General features: G+C 71.6%; 16 protein-coding genes. 5 read left to right on the forward strand and 11 right to left on the reverse strand.

The window, feature by feature from the left end; all coding sequences use genetic code 11:
* Positions 1–29 precede the first annotated feature (29 nt).
* Complete coding sequence (locus ACFYXF_RS41395) at positions 30–995, reverse strand: SMP-30/gluconolactonase/LRE family protein (protein ID WP_389357539.1); 966 nt, start codon at positions 993–995, stop codon at positions 30–32.
* A gap of 182 nt (positions 996–1,177) precedes the next feature.
* Between ACFYXF_RS41395 and ACFYXF_RS41400 the strand changes: the two genes are divergently transcribed.
* Positions 1,178–2,830 (forward strand): S8 family serine peptidase, encoded by a 1,653-nt coding sequence (locus ACFYXF_RS41400; RefSeq protein WP_389357541.1) that lies wholly within the window; start codon positions 1,178–1,180, stop codon positions 2,828–2,830.
* Positions 2,831–2,885: 55 nt separating this feature from the next.
* Here the strand turns inward: ACFYXF_RS41400 and mshC are convergent, their stop codons facing one another.
* The 4 genes from mshC to ACFYXF_RS41420 form a co-directional block, all read right to left on the reverse strand.
* Positions 2,886–4,115: a cysteine--1-D-myo-inosityl 2-amino-2-deoxy-alpha-D-glucopyranoside ligase gene (gene mshC, locus ACFYXF_RS41405; RefSeq protein ID WP_389357544.1), complete on the reverse strand. Its 1,230-nt coding sequence runs from the start codon at positions 4,113–4,115 to the stop codon at positions 2,886–2,888.
* A gap of 393 nt (positions 4,116–4,508) precedes the next feature.
* Positions 4,509–5,345 carry an SCO1664 family protein gene (locus ACFYXF_RS41410; protein ID WP_389357546.1) on the reverse strand — a complete coding sequence of 279 codons (837 nt, stop codon included), beginning with the start codon at positions 5,343–5,345 and terminating at the stop codon, positions 4,509–4,511.
* On the reverse strand, positions 5,309–5,899 hold the full coding sequence (locus tag ACFYXF_RS41415) for a DUF3090 domain-containing protein (RefSeq protein WP_389357548.1): 591 nt from the start codon (positions 5,897–5,899) through the stop codon (positions 5,309–5,311). The genes ACFYXF_RS41410 and ACFYXF_RS41415 overlap by 37 nt, the downstream gene beginning before the upstream one ends.
* A gap of 109 nt (positions 5,900–6,008) precedes the next feature.
* A complete protein-coding gene (locus tag ACFYXF_RS41420) occupies positions 6,009–6,695 on the reverse strand; it encodes a histidine phosphatase family protein (RefSeq protein WP_389357550.1) in 687 nt (228 codons plus the stop codon).
* A 77-nt stretch (positions 6,696–6,772) separates the two neighbouring features.
* Between ACFYXF_RS41420 and corA the strand changes: the two genes are divergently transcribed.
* A complete protein-coding gene (gene corA, locus ACFYXF_RS41425) occupies positions 6,773–7,777 on the forward strand; it encodes a magnesium/cobalt transporter CorA (protein WP_389357552.1) in 1,005 nt (334 codons plus the stop codon).
* 17 nt (positions 7,778–7,794) lie between these two features.
* Here corA and ACFYXF_RS41430 read toward each other — a convergent pair whose 3' ends face one another.
* Positions 7,795–8,583: a ferritin-like domain-containing protein gene (locus ACFYXF_RS41430; protein ID WP_389357554.1), complete on the reverse strand. Its 789-nt coding sequence runs from the start codon at positions 8,581–8,583 to the stop codon at positions 7,795–7,797.
* 295 nt (positions 8,584–8,878) lie between these two features.
* Positions 8,879–9,934, reverse strand: a complete 1,056-nt coding sequence (locus ACFYXF_RS41435; RefSeq protein WP_389357556.1) for an LLM class F420-dependent oxidoreductase — start codon at positions 9,932–9,934, stop codon at positions 8,879–8,881.
* Positions 9,935–10,412: 478 nt separating this feature from the next.
* On the opposite strand from ACFYXF_RS41435, the gene ACFYXF_RS41440 reads away from it, so the two are divergent.
* On the forward strand, positions 10,413–11,396 hold the full coding sequence (locus tag ACFYXF_RS41440; protein WP_389357558.1) for an aldo/keto reductase: 984 nt from the start codon (positions 10,413–10,415) through the stop codon (positions 11,394–11,396).
* Positions 11,393–13,588, forward strand: coding sequence for a helix-hairpin-helix domain-containing protein (locus ACFYXF_RS41445; RefSeq protein ID WP_389357560.1), 2,196 nt, complete (start codon positions 11,393–11,395; stop codon positions 13,586–13,588). Before ACFYXF_RS41440 ends, ACFYXF_RS41445 begins: the two co-directional genes overlap by 4 nt.
* 78 nt (positions 13,589–13,666) lie before the next feature.
* Here the strand turns inward: ACFYXF_RS41445 and ACFYXF_RS41450 are convergent, their stop codons facing one another.
* On the reverse strand, positions 13,667–14,383 hold the full coding sequence (locus tag ACFYXF_RS41450) for a hypothetical protein (RefSeq protein WP_389357562.1): 717 nt from the start codon (positions 14,381–14,383) through the stop codon (positions 13,667–13,669).
* 47 nt (positions 14,384–14,430) lie between these two features.
* Between ACFYXF_RS41450 and ACFYXF_RS41455 the strand changes: the two genes are divergently transcribed.
* On the forward strand, positions 14,431–14,619 hold the full coding sequence (locus tag ACFYXF_RS41455) for a DUF5703 family protein (RefSeq protein ID WP_018549191.1): 189 nt from the start codon (positions 14,431–14,433) through the stop codon (positions 14,617–14,619).
* Between the two features lie 115 nt (positions 14,620–14,734).
* Here the strand turns inward: ACFYXF_RS41455 and ACFYXF_RS41460 are convergent, their stop codons facing one another.
* The 3 genes from ACFYXF_RS41460 to ACFYXF_RS41470 form a co-directional block, all read right to left on the reverse strand.
* The gene (locus ACFYXF_RS41460; protein WP_389357564.1) at positions 14,735–16,015 is read right to left on the reverse strand and encodes a chaplin family protein; all 1,281 of its coding nucleotides are present in this window, start codon (positions 16,013–16,015) and stop codon (positions 14,735–14,737) included.
* A 136-nt stretch (positions 16,016–16,151) separates the two neighbouring features.
* Complete coding sequence (chpH, locus tag ACFYXF_RS41465) at positions 16,152–16,385, reverse strand: chaplin ChpH (protein ID WP_053742306.1); 234 nt, start codon at positions 16,383–16,385, stop codon at positions 16,152–16,154.
* A 139-nt stretch (positions 16,386–16,524) separates the two neighbouring features.
* On the reverse strand, positions 16,525–17,850 hold the full coding sequence (locus tag ACFYXF_RS41470) for a M20/M25/M40 family metallo-hydrolase (RefSeq protein WP_389357567.1): 1,326 nt from the start codon (positions 17,848–17,850) through the stop codon (positions 16,525–16,527).
* Positions 17,851–17,898 lie beyond the last annotated feature (48 nt).

Genomic DNA, 17,898 nt, shown 5'->3' on the forward strand with positions numbered 1-17,898 from the left:
CCGGCCCTTCTGTCATGCACGGGAGCCCGTCAGCGGTCGACGGCGACCACGGCGTACGTCGTCTCGGGCGTCGGCGTCGTCGAGAACCGGGCGTTGGGCAGATACAGCCGGTTCCGGTACGCGGCCACGGTGGTCGGCACATCGAAGTCCGGGTCGGTGATGCGCCGTTGGAAGACCCCGCTGCTCCCGTCCGGGGCGAGCGTGAACACGTCGATCGCGTTCTGCCGGTTCTGTACGACGTACAGCGTGCGCCCGATCAGCAGCAGACCGTCGCCGTTGGTGAGCGGGGCCGCGTCGCCGAGCGCGACAAGCTTGGTGACCCCGGTGCGCGGGTCCACCCGGTGCAGCCCGCCGACCCCCGACTGGACGACGAGCAGCGCCTTTCCGTCGGGCGTGGCGGTGATCCCGTTGGCGTTGACGACCTCGCCGGGCACCTGGCTCCAGGCACCGCTCAGGGTGATCCGTACGACGTCGTCGGCGCCCGGCAGAGCGCCGCCCCGGCCGAGCGGAAGGACGTACAGAGCCGGCTGGAAGGAGTCGGTGAAGATCGCCGCACGCTTGGTCAGGAACACGTCGTTGGCGAAGGTGGGCGTCGCCGTGGTGAGGGTGTACGAGGCGAGGACGGCGCCGGTACGGGTGTCCACGACCCGGGCGCCCTGGCCGCGGGCGGAGACGAACAGCCGTCCCTGGCCGTCGAGTTTGAGCCCGACGGACGGGGTGCCGGGCCCGGCCGAGATGATCTCGCCGGCCCCGGTGCGCAGATCGGCCCGGTAGATCGAGCCGTCGCCGAGCGAGCCGAGATAGGCGTAGGGGCCCGCGCCGGTGGCTATGCCTTCCGGGCGGAAACCGTTCGGCAGGGGTATCAGGGTCGGCAGGGTCTTCGGGGAGGCGGCGGCCGGTGAGGCGACCAGGGCGGCGGAGACGGTGGCGGCTCCCGCGACGAGGAGTCCGCGGCGGCTGACTTGGCGTGCGAAGGAACCGTGTGTGGGTGCCACGGGGTTTCCTTCCAGGAAGGGACCGGCAGTTGGCCGGTCCTGCGGGTCAACTGACTCCGCCACCACATCACATGTCGACTCGCGCCACAGCCTGTCACAGTGGGTCGACAGCACCTCGACAGCAAGGAACCACTGAACCACCCCTGTTTGGCACCCGCATGGACCGAAGGGAGCGGTTTGCGATGACCGACCAGGTACAGCCGGGATTCTTCTGTCGGGGGACCGAGCGGGAGCTGATCGTCGTCGCCCGCCCCGAGGCCCGGCTGCGCGCCCGGCCGGACGGCGTACGTTCGGCCGCCGACGTCGATGTGTCGGCCCTCGGCAGGTTCCTCGACGCCGAACAGCTCGTCCTGGAGCCGCTGTTCGGCAGCGAGGAGCGCCTCCGACAGGCGGACCTCGCGTTGTTCTACCGGGTGCGGGGCGGTGAGCGGCGCGTTCGTGAACTGCGGGCCGGGATCGCCGAGTTGCCGGGTGTCGACACGGCGTATGTGAAACCGGGCGCCTTGCCGGCCGCGTCACGGGCGACCGGAGCGAGCGCGGCGGAGGGCGCGACCGTGACCCCCGACCTCACCGGGCGTCAGGGCTACCTCAAGCCCTCGCCCGAGGGTGTGGACGCCCACTGGGCCTGGGAGCGGCCCGGCGGCACGGGCCGGGGCGTCACGGTGATCGACGTGGGAGGCGCCTGGCAGCTCGGTCACGAGGGGCTCGCCGCCAAGCTGGCGGGCGTGGTCGCCGGGACCCCGTTGGCCGACCTGGCCTGGCGCAACCACGGCACGTCCGTGATCGGCGTACTCGGTGCCGACCGCGACGGACACGGCATCACCGGGATCGTCCCGGAGGCGGTGACGGCCGCCGCGTCCGTCCAGGGGCTCGGCACCGCCGCCGCGATCCACGCCGCCGCCGAACGGCTCGGCCCCGGGGACCTCGTCCTGGTCGGACTGCACCGGCCGGGACCACGGTTCGGCTTCGAGCCCCGCGACGACCAGCGGGGCTGTATCGCCCTCGAATGGTGGCCGGACGACCACGCCGCCGTCCGCCACGCCACCGCCCGGGGCGTCCTCGTCGTGGCCGCCGCGGGCAACGGCGCCGAGTCGCTGGACGACGGTGTGTACGAGCGCCGCCCGGACGGGTTCCCGGAGTGGTGGCGCAACCCGTTCAACGTGCCCAACCCGTGCTCCGGCGCGGTCCTGGTCGGCGCCGGAGCCCCGCCGCCCGGCACCCACGGCCGCGATCACGGCCCCGACCGGTCCCGGCTGGCGTTCTCCAACCACGGGGCCCGCGTGGACGCACAGGGCTGGGGAGCCGAGGTCACGACCGCCGGCGGCTTACGGGACCTGCCGGGCGACCTCCGGGGCGGCCCCGAGGAGATCGCCTGGTACACGGACAGGTTCTGCGGGACCTCCGCCGCCGCCGCGACGGTGGCCGGCGCCCTGGCCGCGCTCCAGGGCATGCTCAAAGCTGCGGCCCGGCCCCCGATGACCCCCGAGGCCGCGCGTACGGTGCTGCGGGCCACGGGTTCCCCGCAGCAGGACGCTCCGGGCCGGCCTGTGTCGGAGCGGATCGGCAGCCGGCCGGACATCAGGGCGGCGGTCACGCGTCTGCTGCCGGAGGCGGTCGGCTCGGGCCGCGCCGAGCGCTACTGGGACGAGCTGCTCCCCTACCCGCGCGAACTCCCGCCCAGACTGCGGCTGTTCGTGGCGGGTGCGTGGCGCAGCCTCGACCGTCCGTCCCCCGAGATCCGCCAGGCGGTGCACAGCGCGTTCGCGGGCGGGCGTCCGGACGTACGGGTGTGGTTCTCGGACGAGGAGATCGTCGGCCTGGTGATCACGGGCTGAACCACTGGAGTGAAGGTGGGGCGCCAGGCGCGCCCCACCTTGTACTCGAACTCGGCTACAGCGCGACGCCCAGCAGGGCGTCCACGGCGCGGGAGACGACGCCGGGGGCGCCCTCGTCCGTACCGCCGCGCTCCGCCTGGAGGGCCGCCCAGCGGTCCACGGCGGCCAGGGCGGCCGGGGCGTCCAGGTCGTTCGCGAGAGCCTCGCGCAGCTCCTCGACGAGCGCGTCGCCGGACGGCCCGTCGGGCCGGGACACGGCGGCCCGCCAGCGGCCGAGCCGCGCGACGGCGTCCGCCAGCACCTGGTCGGTCCACTCCCAGTTGTCCCGGTAGTGGTGGGCGAGCAGGGCGAGCCGTATCGCGGCCGGGTCGACGCCGTCGCGGCGCAGCGCGGACACGAAGACGAGGTTGCCCCTGGACTTGGACATCTTCTCGCCGTCGAGCGCGACCATGCCGGCGTGGACGTACGCCTTGGCCATCGGGAACTCGCCGGTCAGCACCTGGGCGTGGGATGCGCCCATCTCGTGGTGCGGGAAGGCGAGATCGGATCCCCCGCCTTGCACATCGAAGCCCATCCCGAGGTGGTCGAGGGCGATGGCGACGCACTCGATGTGCCATCCGGGGCGACCGCGGCCGAGCGAACCGCCGTCCCAGCTCGGCTCGCCCTCGCGGGCGGCGAGCCACAGCATCGGGTCGAGCGGGTTCTTCTTGCCGGGGCGGTCGGGGTCGCCGCCGCGCTCGGCGGACAGCAGCCGCATCGCGGCGGAGTCCAGGTTGGACACCTTGCCGAAGTCGGGGTCGGACTCGACGGAGAAGTAGACGTCCCCTTCGAGTTCGTAGGCGGCGCCCGCGTCCCGGAGCCGCTCGACGAGCGGGACGATGCCGGGTATCGCCTCGACGGCGCCGATGTAGTGCTTCGGGGGCAGCATCCGCAGGGCGGTCATGTCCTCCCGGAAGAGCGCGGTCTCCTTCTCGGCGAGCCCCACCCAGTCGATCCCGTCGCGCACGGCCCGCTCAAGGAGGGGGTCGTCGACGTCGGTGACGTTCTGGACGTAGTGAACCTGCCGCTTGGTGTCGAGCCACACGCGTTGGACGAGGTCGAACGCGTTGTAGGTCGCCGCGTGACCCATGTGGGTCGCGTCGTACGGGGTGATGCCGCAGACGTAGATACGGGCGACGGGACCGGGGGCGAGGGTGACGAGACCGCCGGTCGCGGTGTCGTGGATCCTCAGGTCGCGGCCCTGACCAGTCAGGGCGGGGACCTCGGAAGCGGGCCAGGCATGCATGTCATGAGCCTAACCGGACGGATGTTCCGTATACGAGCCGGACGGGGTCCAGATGGCCGGGAAGGGGGTCTTGCGAGATTCGTCTCATTGCCGTAGGTGCGGGCTGGTGGGGGTTGAGCGCGCAGTTCCCCGCGCCCCTGAAAGACCCGCCCGTCCCGATCCGTTCGGCCGCGGGCCGGTGGGGGTTGAGCGCGCAGTTCCCCGCGCCCCTGAAAGACCCGCCCGTCCCGATCCGTTCGGCCGCGGGCCGGTGGGGGCTGGTCGCGCAGTTCCCCGCGCCCCTAAAGGCGCCCCGCCCAGCCTGCGGGCATGCGTGCCGCTAGGGGCGGCACGGGTGGGCGCAGGCGGCACCCCGTTGACGCCGGGCTGCGTGACCCACCCCAACCCGCACCCTCACACCGGCGGCCATGGGATTGACGGCCAGTCGCCGCTCGGTTCCGGGTGCTTGCCGGACGTCAGCAAGGCCTCCACCCGTCCACGCGTCGCGGTCAGCTCGTCGGCCGTGATCAGTTCCTCCAGGCGGGTGCTCAGTGGGGCGCCCGGTGTCAGGGCGTCCCGTAGGGATGTGAGTACCGACACCGCCTCCGGCGGCAACGGCTCCCCCGCCCAGCCCCACAGCAGCGTCCGCAGCTTGTTCTCGGCGTTGAAGGTGACCCCGTGGTCGATCCCGTACAGCCGCCCTTCCTCGCCCGGCAGCAGATGCCCACCCTTGCGGTCCGCGTTGTTGATCACCGCGTCCAACACCGCCAGCCGCCGCAGACGTTCGTCGTCGGCGTGTACCAGTAGTGCCGTCCTGCCCTCGCCCACCTCGGCGAAGGCGATCGCCTTCCACCCAGGACCGGGCTCCTCGGCGTCGACCAGGGCGAGCAACCCCGCCCCCGCGTCCGCCTCCGCGTCGATCCACAGCTGGCACATGCCCTCGCCGTACGGCCCCTCGCGCAGCACCGTCGGGGGGACCAGACCCCAGCCGGTCGCCTCGGACACCTCGTACGCCGCCAGCTCCCGCTCGGCGAGGGTGCCGTCCGGGAAGTCCCACAGGGGGCGTTCACCGGCCACCGGCTTGTAGATGCAGGCGGCTTCCTGGCCGTCGTACGAGACCGTGCAGTACAGCGCCGCGTTCGACGCCTCGCTGATGCGCCCGCGTACGGTCAGCTCACCCTTGGCGAGCAGTTCCGTGGGCGTACGGGTGGCCGTCACGCTCCGCGGCGGTATCCGTTCTGGCGCGGACATACATGTCCTTCCGGGTCGAGCGGGAGGCTGCACAGGGGGCACGGCGGCCGACCGGCGTTGACGACGTCGAGGGCGCGCTTGGCAAAGGCGCGGGCCTGCGCGCCGGTGAGGCGGACGCGCAGCATCGGGGGGCCGTTCTCCTCGTCCTGGAGGAGTCGCTCCTCGGCCTCGGCGAGGTCCTCCTCGGAGTCGGCGTCCAGCTCCACCAGGGCCTGCGCCTCGACGATCATGCGCTGCTCGTCGCCGTCCCAGGCGAGCGCCATGGTGCCGACCCGGAACTCCTCCTCGACGGGAGTGTCGAGGGGCCGGGTGTCGGACACCTCGGTGGGGGCCACGGCCGGGACGGCGGCGTTGCCCCCGCTACGGCGTACGACCTCGTCGAGCAGTTCGTCCATGCGTTCGGCGAGCGCGGCGACCTGGGTCTTCTCCAGGGCCACGCTGGTCACCCGGGGGCCTGCGGTGGCCTGGAGGAAGAACGTACGGCGCCCGGGCAGTCCGACCGTACCGGCCACGAAGCGGTCCGGGGGGTCGTAGAGGAACACCTGACGGGACACGTCCTGTCTCCATTGAATCGAATGAGTCTGGATCTGATGAATCTGGGTCTGAGTGATTTTCGGCAGCCGCGGCGCTGCCGCGACCGCTTCACCCTACTGCTGCCGACGATCACGGTGCGCCCGCACCACCCCCCACCGCCGCCTCGTCGCCAGGAGGGTCCTCGCGCGGCACCAGGGAGGCGAAATCGCCGGTGTCGCCGAGGCGAACGAGAAATGGCCTGAGACGGGTGTAACGGATCGCGGTGATGGAACACGGGTCTACGGACACCCGCTGGAAGAGGTCGAGATGGAGCCCGAGAGCGTCGGCGACGAGGGACTTGATGATGTCGCCGTGGGAGCACATGAGGTACACGGCGTCGGAGCCGTGATCGGCCTCCACGCGCGCGTTCCACTCGCGTACCGCTTCGGCGGCACGGGTCTGCATGGCCCGCATGGACTCGCCGCCGGGGAACGCGGCGGCGGTCGGGTGGGCCTGGACGACCTGCATCAGGGGCTCGTCCATCAGTTCGGCGAGCTTGCGCCCGGACCAGTCCCCGTAGTCGCACTCGGAGATCCGCTCCTCGGTGTGCGCGCGCAGCTCCGGCCGGGCGTCGAGCAGGGGCCGGACCGTCTCCTGGCAGCGCTGCAGCGGGCTGGTGACGACCTCCGCGATGGGCAGTTCGGCGAGCCTCCCGGGCAGCGCGGCGGCCTGCGCGGCACCCCGTTCGTCGAGGGCGACGCCGGGCGTACGGCCGGCGAGCACCCCGGAGGTGTTGGCGGTGGAACGTCCGTGCCGGACGAGGATCAGCGTGGGCATGCGGACCAGCGTAGGCGTACGACTTCCAGTGGTACGCGGGAGTGCGTTTCCGGCCGGACGGCGGGAGAATTCGCACCGTGATCGTGGACTGCGCCATCTACCGCGACGGGCGCCGGACCGAGGGTCCCGAGGACCTCTCCGACGCCCTCGACACATGCCGCACGCACCGGTCCGGGGACGCGTTCGTGTGGATCGGGCTGTACGAGCCCACGGAGAAGGAGTTCGACCGGGTCACGCAGGAGTTCGGACTGCACCCCCTGGCCGTCGAGGACGCCCTCAACGCGCATCAGCGGCCGAAGCTGGAGGTGTACGACGACTCGCTGTTCGTGGTGCTCAAGCCGGTCGGGTACGAGCCGAAGGCCGACATCGTCTCCTCCGGCGAGATCATGGTCTTCATCGGCGATTCCTTCGTGGTGACCGTGCGGCACGGCCTGGAGGCGCCCCTGGCCGCCGTACGGCACCGGTTGGAGGCGGAGCCCGAGATGCTGCGGCACGGCCCCACGGCGGTGCTGTACTCGATCGCCGACGCCGTCGTCGACCACTACGTGGAGGTCGCGGACGAGCTGGGCACCGACCTGGAGGAGCTGGAGGCGGAGGTGTTCTCGCCGTCCGGCGGGGGCTCACGTCACACGGCGTCCAGGATCTACACCTTCAAGCGGCAGATCCTGGAGTTCCGCCGCGCCACCGGCCCCCTGGCGGCGCCGCTCGGCAGGCTCTCGGGCACGGGCCTGTTCGGCGCACGCGTGCCCTTCGTCCACGAGAAGGCCGAGCCCTTCTTCCGGGACGTGAGCGACCACCTCACGCGCGTGAACGAGTCCGTGGAGGGCCTGGACCGCCTGGTCTCCGACGTGCTGTCGGCCCATCTCGCGCAGATGAGCGTCCGGCAGAACGACGACATGCGGAAGATCTCCGCGTTCGCCGCCATGGCCGCGATCCCCACGATGGTCGCGGGAATCTACGGCATGAACTTCGACCACATGCCGGAGCTGCGCTGGGCGTGGTCGTATCCGGCGCTGATCGTGGCGATGGCGGTGGTGGAGGTCCTGCTGTACCGGATGTTCAAGCGGAGGGGCTGGCTGTAGGTCCGTAACCCTGTTGCTCAGGCGAACTCGGGGGCCGTGGTCGCCGGGCCGCCCAGCGCGTTCCGGCGTTCGGGCATCCGCAGGGAGACCATGCGGCGCCAGCCGACGGCGCGCTCGTAGGCGTACACCGCGCGGATGCCCGCCGCGAGGACGGCCGCCTTGGGACGCGGCCAGCCGAGGACGCGCCCCATGTGGGACATCACCGCGAGACTGACGTCCCGGTAGACGCGGATCTCGGCGAGCGCGCACGCGCGCAGCGTCCGCTGGATGGCGCGGCCGTGCCCGGCGGCGGTGAAGCGCAGGAGTTCCTCGTGGCAGTAGGCGAGGTGGTTGTCCTCGTCGTTCGAGATCATCCGTACCGCGCGGCCGAGGTCGGGGTGGTCTCCGAAGTACTTGCGCAGCAGCTCCATCTCCTCGGAGGCACGCTGCTCGGTGACACGGCTGTGGGCGAGGTAGGTGACGATGTCCTGCACGGTCAGCGGCTCGTCGCCCTTGAGCTTCTCGTGCGCGAGACCGATGCCCCGCCGTTCCAGCAGCATCGTGTAGTCGGTGTCGGCCGGGACGTCGACGGGCTGGAGGCCGCGCTTCTTCATGAGGGCGTTGAAGATCCGCCCGTGCTTGTCCTCGTCCGCGCCATGGCGGGTGATCTTGGGAGCGAGGGCGCGTTCGTCCGCCGGGACGAGCGCGGCGATACGGGCGTTCTCCCAGCCGCCCTGTGACTCACCGCTGGCCGCGATGGAGCAGAAGAGACGGAAGGAATCGTCGTTGTCGAGGATCTCCTGGAACAGACTCCTGGCCGAAAGCATCAGAGGCACCTCTCGCAGTTCCGCGTTCTGCAGGGTTCCGCAAAGAACCAGTCAAAGAAACCAGTCGAAGTACGAGTCAAATGCGGTGCCAGGGACGCTGCAACAGCTGTGTCGGACAACTCCGCCAAAAGGAGGACCAGGAGGGGCGCGTCGGGACGTAAGTACGAGGGCGTGGAGGGCGTGCGGGGCGTAACCGCGGGGGCGCCGACGCGTTGTGCTGCGTGACGGCCGTGGCGGGGAAGACCCCCGAGCCCCCACCACGGCCGCGGAACTTCATTGCTCCTGTTGGTCCTGCCTACGCCAGTCCGGCACGCTCCAGGGCGTCGGTGCCCGCCCGGAGCGAGGCGATCCGCTCGTCGAGCGTGAAGCCGGCCGGGGCGAGGGTGAGCGTGGTGACACCGGCCGCCGCGTAGGCGCGCATCCGGTCGGCGATGCGGTCCACCGAGCCGAGCAGTGTCGTCTGGTCGATCAGGTCGTGCGGAATGGCGGCCGCGGCGCCCGTCTTGTCGCCGGACAGGTACTTGTCCTGGATCTCGGCGGCTTCCTTCTCGTACCCCATGCGCTGGGCGAGCTGGTTGTAGAAGTTCTGCTTACGGCTGCCCATGCCGCCCACGTACAGGGCGGTGTAGGGCCGGAAGGTGTCGGCGAGCGTGGCCACGTCCTTGTCGTCGCCGACGGCGAGCGGGAGGGTGGGACAGATGTCGAACCCCTCCAGAGTCTTCCCGGCCTTCTCGCGCCCCGCGCGCAGGTACTGGATGGCGGTGTCCTCGATGTGCGCGGCGGACGGGAAGATCAGCAGCGCGCCGTCGGCGATCTCGCCGGTCTGTTCGAGGTTCTTGGGGCCGATCGCGGCGATGTAGAGCGGGATGTGCTCGCGCTCGGGGTGCACGGTGAGCTTGATGGGCTTGCCCGGGCCGCCGGGCAGCGGCAGCGTCCAGTGCTCGCCGTCGTGGGAGAGCCGCTCACGGCTCATGGCCTTGCGTACGATCTCCACGTACTCGCGGGTGCGGGAGAGCGGCTTGTCGAACTTGACGCCGTACCAGCCCTCGGAGACCTGCGGGCCGGAGACGCCGAGGCCGAGGCGGAAGCGGCCGCCGGAGAGCGAGTCCAGGGTCGCGGCGGTCATCGCGGTCATCGCGGGCTGGCGGGCCGGGATCTGGAAGATGGCCGAGCCGACGTCGATGCGTTCGGTCTGGGCGGCGACCCAGGTGAGTACGGTGGCGGCGTCCGAGCCGTAGGCCTCGGCGGCCCAGCAGACGGCGTATCCGAGCCGGTCGGCCTCCTGGGCGACGGCCAGATTGTCCGCGTCCATTCCGGCGCCCCAGTAGCCGAGGTTGATCCCGAGCTGCATGGCCGATTCCCCTTACCGATCAGTAACGTCCCTTGTGCGACCGACACTAGCGTGTGGACGCGGGGATGTCGGTGGGGCATGCATCTCGCTGACTGGGAGTTCGGGGGGCCGTGGAGTTTCTTCGCCCCCGCCGCCCCTACCCATACCCATCCCTGGGGGCTGCGCCCCCAGACCCCCCTGTCGCGCTGAACGCGCTCGTCCTCAAACGCCGGACGGGCTGGAGGGTGACGGCCGGTACTGAAGTGCGGCGGGGGCGGGTGGGCGGGAAAAAGCTGGGCGGAGCGCGCTTGTCCTCGAACGCAGACCTCAGGCACCCCCAGCCCGTCCGGCGTTTGAGGACAAGGCCCCTTCAGGGCCGGAGCGGGGGTCTGGGGGCGCAGCCCTCAGGGACGGGAACGGGTAGGGGCGGCGGGGGCGAGGAAAACCGTTGTCCACAGGCAACCCACTCGGCCAGTTCTGGCCAGTAATCTCGGCGTTCATGGAGCAGAGGCATCTCGGCCGTACCGGCCTGCGTGTGTCCCGGATCGGACTCGGCACCCTGACCTGGGGTCGGGACACGGACGAGCACGACGCCGCGGACCTGTTGAAAGCGTTCTGGGAAGCGGGCGGAACCCTCGTCGACACCGCGGACGTGTACGGCGACGGAGAGGCCGAGTACCTGCTCGGACAGCTCATGGAAGGGCTCGTACCGCGTCGCGACCTGGTCATCTCGACCAAGGCCGGCAGCGTGCCCGACCCCGAGCGCCGCGTGGACGGCTCCCGCGGCCACCTCCTCGCCGCCCTGGACGCCTCCCTCACCCGCCTCGGCACGGACTACGTCGACGTCTGGCACATCCACGCCTACGACCCCGACACCCCCCTGGAGGAGACCCTCCAGGCCCTCGACCTCGCCGTCAGCAGCGGCCGCGCCCGATACGCCGGCGTCTCCAACTTCTGCGGCTGGCAGCTCGCCAAGGCAGCCACCTGGCAGCTCGCGGCACCAGGCATACGTACCCGGCTGTCCAGCACGCAACTGGAGTACTCCCTGCTCCAGCGCGGCGTCGAGCGCGAGGTGCTCCCCGCCGCGATCGACCTGGGCATCGGGCTGCTGCCCTCCTCGCCGCTCGGGCGCGGCGTCCTCACCGCCAAGTACCGCAACGCCACCCCCATGGACTCCCGGGGCGCCTCGGAACACCTGGCGCCCTTTGTCGCGCCGTACCTCGACGACACGGCCAGCCGCATCGTGGACGCGGTGCAGACCGCGGCGGACGGGCTCGCGGTGACGCCGTTGCAGGTGGCGCTCGCCTGGATCCGCGACCGGCCCGGCGTGGCCGCCCCCATCGTCGGCGCGCGCAACGCGCAGCAGCTCACGGCGGCATTGTCAGTGGAGACCCTTAGTCTTCCTGACGAGATCTGCCGGGCGCTCGACGATGTGTCAGCGCCCGTGCACCGCTATCCCGATCACGACTGGAGCACGCTGTGACCACGGAGCCCGACACCACGGAGGAAGCCGAGCCGGGGGCCCCGGACGCCGCCGCGGAGGCCGCCCAGGACGCGGCAGCGGACGACTCGTCGGCCGAGCAGGCAGACCAGGCCGACCAGGCCGGGGACACCTCAAAGGGTGCCGACGGCGACTCCGCGCAACCCTCCGAGGCCGAGGCCGAACTGGCCGCGCAGCGGGAGCTTCGGGAGCGGATCGAGCGGCGCAAGGCCGAGAAGCAGGGGCCGATCGCCAGCGGCACCAAGCTGAGCGGTACGGCCGCCGAGCTGATGGCCGCCGTACGGGCAGTGGAGAGCGGGGAGAAGCCCGCGGCCGCCATCGCCTTCCGCGCCCCGGAAGCCATCAGGCCCACCCCTGCTCCTGCCACTCGGCCTCCGGCTTCGCCCACCCCCGTACCGCGCCCCACCAGCCCCGTCGCCGGCGACCCCGCGCCCGCGCCCGAAGCCGTCGAGGCCGTGCTGGGCGTCCTGGCCGAAGGAGGCGCGCCGGACACGCTCGCGCCGCAGGTCGTCTCGGCGCTGGGCGAGGGAGCCGATGGACAACTGCGCGCCGATCCCTGGCAGTTGCTCCGGGTCACCGGGGTGCGGCCCGAGCAGGCCGACGGGTTCGCGCGGGCGCTGCTCGGCGCCGAGTGCGGTCCGGACGACGAGCGGCGGGGCCGGGCGGTCACCGTGTGGCTGCTGGAGCAGGCCGCCCTCGCCGGACACACCGTCCTGGACGCCGCCGCGCTCACCGCCGCCCTCGCCCAGCGCAGCGTGCCCGACCCTGAGACCGCCGTACAGGGCACGGTCGCCGAGGGCGAGGCCCTGGAGTTCCAGGACGCGGTCGAGGAAGTCGCCCAGCGCGCCACGGACGAGGAGAGCGATGAGGACGAGGAGCGGCCCGTCCGCGTCCTCATCGGGCTGGAGCGGTACGCGCTCGCCGAGGAGAGCCTCGCCGACGGGCTGGCCCGGATCGTCAACTCGCTGCCAAAGGAAGCTTCCGAGGACTGGGAGTCGGCGGCCGGGGCTTCGGGGGCCGGTTCGGCGGCCGAGTTGGTCCGGGCCGTCGCCGGGCACGGGCTCGTGCTGCACACCGGCGGTGACGCGGCACGCGCCGAACCGGCCGCCCTCGTCGCCGCGGCCCGTTCCCTGGGCCTGCGGGTCTGCGCGGCAACGCACACGACCGACGGTCGCCGCCGTTTCGCGGCACTGGTCTCGTCCGATGACGACGACTCGGGCTCTGTCGTCACCGTCGCCGGGCTGCTCGGCGGTGGCGAAGGGCCCGGGCGGGACGCCGACGGGGCGTTCCAGCTCGATCTGCTGGTCGTGCTGGACGCGCCGCAGCTCGACGTGGAGAGCGCGGCGATGGTCGTGGAGTCGCTGCCCGACGGGGCCAGGCTGGTGCTGAGCGGTGATCCGACGGTGCTGTGGTCGGCCGGTCCCGGACGGGTCTTCGCCGATCTGCTCGCCGCACGCTCGTGCCCGCACATCGTCTCGCGCACGCCCGATCCCGGCCCGATCGGCGAACTCGTCTCGGGTGTCTCCGTCGGAGAACTCACCCAGGTCGAGGCGCCCGGCAAGGAGGTCGTGATCGTCCCCGTGCGGGACGCGGGCGAGGCGGTGCACCGGACCGTGCAGCTCGTCGCGGACTCGGTGCCCAGGGCGCTGGGCGTACCGGCCGAGCAGACCCAGGTGATCACGCCGGGGCACGGCGGCGCGGCCGGCACGCGCGCGCTGAACGCCGCGCTCAAGGAGCGGCTGAACCCGGGTCCGGGCCGCTTCGGCGGCTTCGACCCCGGTGACCGGATCGCGTACTCGCCCGCGCCGGGGCGGTCGGTGCCCGGGCAGGTCGTCAAGGCCGACGCGGAGGGGCTGCACCTGGAGTGCGGCGGCGCCCCCGTCGTCGTACCGAAGGAGCGGGTCGAGCAGAGTGTGCGGCACGGGTGGGCGCTCACCGCGCATCAGGCGGTCGGGCTGCACTGGCCGGCCGCTGTCGTGGTGCTGCCCGGGGACGCGGCCGCGGCGCTGACCCGGCCCTGGGTCTACACGGCCTTCGGCCGCGCGGAACGGCACCTCTCCGTGGTGCACGGCGTGGACCAGGCACTCCCCCGCGCGGTCGCGGAGGTCCCGGCGAAGGCCCGTACGACACGGCTGCCCGGCCTGCTCAGAGCGCAGGTCCCGCCGGCCGGCTGAGCGGACGAACGACGACGGCGGTCGCCGGAGGCAGTACCTCCCGCGACCGCCGCGCCCTCGGGACGACCGGACCGCCGACTAGCGATCGGCGTCCAGTGGTTCCAGATCCTCGTCCTCGTCGAGGCTCACCGCCACCAGCTCCGGATCGAGTTCGTCCTCCAGGAGGTCGTCCTCGTCGATGATGTCGTCGCCCTCGTCGTCGAAGACCGCGCTGACGTCGAAGCGGCAGACCACCCGCTCCGCGTCGACCTGGTCGAAGGGGGCCTCCAGCCACTCGCCGGGGTCGGTCGCCTCGTCCGCGGCCGTCACCCACAGCGTGGAGTCCGCCTCCTCCAGGCCGAACTCCTTGTGCCGGGAGGCGATCTCGTCCGGCTCGAACTCGCCGAACAGAATGCCCAGCGCCCCGTGCACCGTGCCGGCGGCCTCGGCGCCCGTGCCGTCGTCGTCCACGGCCTCCACCCGCTGTGCCTGCGCCAGCAGCCGCTGCGGCTCCACCACCGCGTAGTCGCGGCGGATGAGCACACTCAGCGCGTTCGGCTCCTCGGGCCCCGCGTACGGCGGCAGCGCGTCGTCCGATCCGGGGATCTCGAAAGGCGTGACCTCGTCATAACGGTCGTAGAGCAGCTCGTCGTACACCTCGGCGGCCGCGGCCAGCTGGTTGAACGCCTCATAGACATCGGGGTCGTCCTCCCCCGACCGGCGTTCGACCGCCGCCAGGTGGCGGTCGAGCGCGGTCTTGACCGCCTCGGCGGCGGCGCGTACCTCGGCAGCGGTGGGCTGCGCAGCATCAGACATAGTGCAGACGCTATCCGTACCGGGCCTCTGCCCGCACAATAGATGCGATGCCGGAATACGAATTTGTCGACGTGTACGTACCGCGCGGGGTCACCCGCAAGGAAGCCACACGCCTGCTGACGGACCATGCCGAGTACGGACACTGGGAGTTGGACCGACTGAGCCTGCTGCGCGACGGCAGCCGCAGGGTGCGGTTGCGTCGTCGGATCATTCGCCAGGTGCGCGCCACATGGTGAGCTGACACAGCCGAAACGGAGCGGGCCCCGCGTCTGCGGGGCCCGCTCCGTTCAGTGCGCCGCCGGGTGCCCGTGCGACGGTTTCCTCCCGTTCGTACGGAGTTTCCGTACGGGTCTACGCCTGGGGGCGTGCCTTGCGGTAGAGGACGGTGCCCGCGAGCAGCATGCCCGCGCCCACCGGCAGGGCGACACCCAGCGGCAGGTCACCGCCGGTGTGCGCGAGCTGCGCGGCCCGGGGCTGCGGAACGGTCCGCGCACCGCTCTGGTCGACGTAGGAGGAGCCGGTCGGAGGTGTCACAGCGCGCGGGGAACCGGGCGGCGTGAGCGGCGACCCGGGCCTGGAGGGTCCGTTCGGCTGCGCCGGGGTTCCCGGGTGCTGCGGAGTGGCCGGGTAGTGCGGGGTGACCGGCTGCTCCGGGGTGGTGGGCTGCTGGGGGTTTCCGGGGGTCTGCGGACCGCCCGGCTGCTCGGGCCCACCCGGCTGCTGAGGGGTTTCCGGCTGGTGCGGCTGCTCGGGGCCGGCCGGGGGCGGGGTCTCCTCGCCGTAGCCCGGGGGCGGGGCCTCCTCACCGTAACCGGGGGGTGTGCCCGGGTGGCCGGTCTCAGGAGGGGGCGACGGGTGGCCGCCGCCCGAGTCGTCCCCGGTGTTCGAGCAGTCGTTGCCCAGCGCCGGGTTCAGCAGACCGACGACGTCGATGGTGTTGCCGCAGAGGTTGACCGGTGCGCTGACCGGCGCCTCCACGTGGTTGCCGGATCCGACGCCCGGCGAGTCGGTGGCGTATCCGCCGGCGTACGAGCCCTCCCAGTTGCTCCACTCCGCCCAGTCGCCGGAGCCACCCGGGTAGCCAGGACCGCCCGGGTACCCGAAGCCACCCGGGGCGCCCGAGTCGCCGTACCCGGCCTGGCCGCCGTAGCCTCCGTGCCCGCCATGGCCGTCGTACCCGCCATGGCCGTCGTACCCGCCGTAGCCGCCGTAGCCGCCCGGCGAGCCGTGGCCGCCGTACCCTCCGCCCTCGCCGTACCCGCCGGACGAGTCGTGGCCTCCCTGGCCGCCATGACCACCGTGGTGGCCCTGGTCACCGTGACCGCCCTGGTTGCCGTGGTTGCCGTGTCCGCCCGGTGAGCCGTTCCCGCCGCCCTTGCCGCCACCGCCGCCGTTGGCACACTTGTTGCCCATCGCCGGGTTGAGCAGACCGACGACGCTCACGGTGTTGCCGCAGGCGTTGACCGGCACGCTCACCGGTGCGCTCACCGTGTTGCCGGACAGCACACCGGGTGAGTTGGAGGTGGCGCCGTGCGCACCCGAGTCGGCATGCGCCTGGGCGCCGCCGGCGGCGGCCATCACGCCTGTCGCGGCCGCCACGGTCATCAGGCCCTTGCGCGTGACCTCTCGCATTCCTGCATCCCTGCCTTCAAATGATGTGTCGTGAACCTTCCGAAACGACCTGTCGGCCCCGGAACGCATGAGGCGTTCCGGGGCCGACAGGCTCAGACTCACTGGGAGTCAGAACCTCACAGTGCGAGGCGCAGCATCAGTTGTTGACGCAGGTGTTGCCGAAGGCGGGGTTCAGCAGCCCGATCACGGAGATCGTGTTGCCGCAGACGTTCACCGGGACGTGAACGGGAACCTGAACAACGTTGCCGGACAGGACACCCGGGGAGTGCACGGCAGCACCCTGGGCACCCGCGTCGGCGACGGCCAGGCCCGCACCCGCGAGAACCAGACCACCAGTGGCAGCCGCAGCGGCGACGACCTTCTTGATCATTATTCCTCCTTGTTGGCAATGCGATCCCGAGTAGCGGACCGCATCACCAGTAACGAGGAGGAGGCATTAGGGCTACGACCGTATGAGCGCCTTCACTCTTCTCAGTCAGTTACGTACATGCGGACGATTATTGGAGCGTTCAGGATGCCTCGATGAAGCGGTCGAGGACCCGCACCCCGAACTTGAGCGCGTCGACCGGCACGCGTTCGTCGACACCGTGGAACATGCCCGCGAAGTCCAGCTCCGGCGGCAGCTTCAGCGGTGCGAAACCGAAGCAGCGGATGCCGAGGTCCGCGAAGGACTTGGCGTCGGTGCCGGCCGAGAGCATGTAGGGCACAGCGCGGGCGATCGGGTCCTCGGCGACCAGCGCGGTCTGCATGGCGTCCACGAGCGCCCCGTCGAAGGAGGTCTCCAGGGCCTTGTCGGCGTGCACGTCCTCGCGCTTCACGTTCGGGCCGAGGATGCGGTCCAGGTCGGCGAGGAACTCCTCCTCGTAGCCCGGCAGATAGCGGGCGTCGACGTGCGCGGTGGCCTGGCCCGGAATGACGTTGACCTTGTAACCGGCGCCCAGCTGGGTCGGGTTGGCGGTGTTCTGCAGCGAGGCGCCGATCAGCTTGGCGATACCGCCGAGCTTGGCGAGCGTCGCGTCCATGTTCTCGGGGTCCAGCTCGGTGCCCAGCGCGTCGCCGAGTTCGTCGAGGAAGTGGCGGAGCGTCTTGGTGACCCGGACCGGGAACTTGTGCCGGCCGAGGCGTCCGACGGCCTCCGACAGTTCGGTGATCGCGTTGTCCTTGTGGATCATCGAGCCGTGTCCGGCGGTGCCGTCGACGGTCAGCTTCATCCAGTGCATGCCCTTCTGGGCCGTCTCGACGAGATACAGCCGCAGCTTCTCGTTGACGGTGAAGGAGAACCCGCCGACCTCGCCGATCGCCTCGGTCACGCCCTCGAAGAGATCCGGGTGCTTGTCGACGAGGTGCCGCGCGCCCCAGGTACCGCCCGCCTCCTCGTCCGCGAGGAAGGCGAGGACGATGTCCCGCGGGGGCTTGCGGCCGGTGCGCAGCCGGTCACGGACGACCGCGAGGGTCATCGCGTCCATGTCCTTCATGTCGACGGCCCCACGGCCCCACACACAGCCGTCCGCGATCTCCCCGGAGAACGGGTGGTGGGTCCAGTCCGCCGCGTTGGCCGGTACGACATCGGTGTGGCCGTGGATGAGCAGCGCCGGCCGGGACCGGTCCTCCCCCTCGATGCGCGCCACGGTGGAGGCACGCCCCTTGTGCGACTCGAAGATCTGCGGCTCCAGCCCGACCTCCGCGAGCTTCTCGGCGACGTACTCGGCGGCCTTGCGTTCGCCGGGTCCCGAGTGGTCGCCGAAGTTGCTGGTGTCGATCTGGATGAGTTCGCGGCAGAGGTCCACGACCTCGTCCTCGCCGGTGACGCCCCTGGTCGTGTCCGTCCCGCTCACGGTGCTACCTCCCACTGTTCCTGCTGGTGGTCCTCCCCCATCCTCTCC

Source organism: Streptomyces sp. NPDC002680 (assembly GCF_042889145.1).
In the GTDB taxonomy this organism is placed as follows: Bacteria; Actinomycetota; Actinomycetes; order Streptomycetales; family Streptomycetaceae; genus Streptomyces; species Streptomyces adonidis.